The 2,376-nt window shown below is 39.8% G+C and carries 1 protein-coding gene and 1 pseudogene; both read right to left on the bottom strand.

Annotation, left to right across the window (positions count from 1 at the left end):
- A partial coding sequence (locus G6Q06_RS08260; RefSeq protein ID WP_240329370.1) for a hypothetical protein occupies positions 1 to 183 on the bottom strand: 183 nt, incomplete at its 3' end.
- Between the two features lie 140 nt (positions 184 to 323).
- A pseudogene (locus G6Q06_RS08255) lies at positions 324 to 2,376 on the bottom strand (DUF3519 domain-containing protein); the annotation flags it as partial.

Below are 2,376 nucleotides of genomic sequence, written 5' to 3'. Positions count from 1 at the left end.
TTTAGTGCAAAACTCTAAATCTTTTTCAAGTCTTTCAGTATAGATCAACAACTCTTTCAGATAATCTATAAAGTGCAAACTCTTAGGCGGTCTTTCTGGTTTAATGATATTACACTTAGTAGGGATATAAACCTTTTGGTAGATAACGCGGGGGGTGCAACCTAGAAAGATAAGATTCACCATGCCCATGAATAAAAGTCCTAAAAAGTTGACTTTTAAGGTCTGTTTTGTTAGTTTGCTCTCTCCCCTCTGAGTAAGATCGGTTCCATACTCAGCCCTTTTTGGGTCGTAACTTGGTCGGGAATCTGTACGAAGGGGTCTATTCAATTATTTTTGTACGCCGTGATGATCCAATGGTTGTCTCCTTGTTCGTTCCACCCCCTAGATAAACCTACCCTAAAGCTTCCCTTTTGGTTTTTAAAGTGAATTGTATAGACTCCTGCATTTTCAAGTACACGCCCTTTTGCTACGATCTCTGTTAAGCCATGAATAAGTTTTTCTTGTATATTCGTCCCCTCAAAGTCTTTAAAGTCGTTCACATGTTTTTCTATAATCTTAGATAGGCCATAGGGCTTAAGCGGTTTGCCTTTAACATCTTTCAAGTCTTTTAAATCTGTTGCACTTGCTCCCCACACTAAATCTATATCGCCTAAATCCTCTCTGTAAAACGCTCCGGCAACTTGGCCTTCTTTAGCCTGTATGAGTTTGGCTACTGCACCTTGTGGATCGTGGTAAAACTCTTTAAAGTTTGTACCAAAGGCTGGGTTATGGGGGATTTTAACCGCCGCTTGATCTTGTAGCCCCCTCCCCTCTAACTCTTGCCCCGCCCCTTGTGTTTGGCTTTGTAGAGCTCTCCCCTCCATATTTGCTTGAGTGCCCCCACTCTCCACATTCTTAGGTAAATTTTGTTCAATCTCTCTAATTAAGACTCTAGTAGCGTTGCTAAATTCAGCCCTATTAGCGATTCTGTTAAGGTTTTGTTTAAAGGCCTCTATGCTATGGCTTTTATTAAGGGCGGCTTTAATGTGGTATCTCAAGGCTGCTCCGCTTACTTTATCATTAAGCGCTTTAGCAAAGGGGATATAGGGCAAAGTTCTAACAATAAAGCCAAAGGTCGCTTTTGTAACTTGAAATTGTGCTGCCCCGCCTACACTAGTAGCAATACTACTTCCAATTGTTCCACCCGTTGTTGGCTTAAGGGCTTTAGCAATAGCGGCGTCTTGATTAAATAATCTATGAAAGCCTTTGGCGATCTCTATAAAGTCTTTAGCGCCTTGAGTTTTAAAGGTGCTTTGCTTTAACTCATCTAGGTGGTTCATAAACTTAAAGCTATCTAGCACACTTATATCTTGCGCATCAACTAAAGACTTTTTAAAGAGTCTATCAAGCATATTAAGCTCTAGCACTTCGCGGTTTTGTTTGCTTAAACCCTTGCTAATAGCGCTGAGATTATCTAGCTTATCACCCTGCCCCTTAGTAAACTTAATTAAACTATCTAGGGCTTTTTCTGTGCTATTGTGCGCATCTCTTAGCCCAAGTTTTTTAACATCTCTTAGGGTCTGTTTCATAGTGGCATAATCATTTAATGCTGTGTTATAAAGCTCTTTGTATTGATCTACTTTAGATTTAGGGAGTTGCTCAAATAAATTATCAATGCCGTTTTTAATATCGCGTCTTAAAAACCCCTCTAAAGCTCTGTTAATGTAGTCTTTAAAGTTAGGGTCTTTAGTATTCTTATGATAAGCATTGAGTAGTTTAAGGGAGCTATTGAGTTGTCTAAAGTTCACCCCCTCAGGGTTATAAATATTTTTCTCAATCACATTTAGAAAGCCTTTGGCCTCTTGTTCTAGCCCTTGATCTTTTAGCTCCGCCTTAAACTCTTTAAAGCTTAATCCATTGGCTTTATTCTCAGGGCTTAGAGTAGTCTTAATATCATTGGTTAATACCGCTGGGATAGCTTTTTCTATGGCATCGTTATAACTTTCCTTTGTGCCTTTTTCTAAATCATCAAAGATCGCTTTAATATCGCCCTTATTTAGCTGGAGATTTTCAAGCTGTTCTTTTAGGTTTGCGGTAGTCTTATTTAAAATACTTTTTAGCGTGTTATGTGCCTGCACACTGCTATTTGCCGCTTCAGTTAAAAAGGCTAGTAAATTCCCGCTCTCATCGGCTCTAATAGCCCTAATAAAGGCCTCTTGTCTTTCTGTGTGCTTGGGCAAGGTCAGAATGTTATAAGCACTATCAAAGGCTTTAAGCGCTCCGCTATCCTCCCCAAAGCTACTAGCTATTTTATCCCTCAGTGGGCTTTTAGCATTTTCAAACCTAGCCCCACCTCCAAAGCTTTGCCCAAATTCTTTAAGGGCTTGTTCTTGCTCT

Source organism: Helicobacter suis, from assembly GCF_902196135.1.
In the GTDB taxonomy this organism is placed as follows: Bacteria; Campylobacterota; Campylobacteria; order Campylobacterales; family Helicobacteraceae; genus Helicobacter; species Helicobacter suis_A.
The sequence above is the reverse complement of the archived record's forward strand: the minus strand, read 5'-3'. Positions and strand labels throughout refer to the sequence as shown.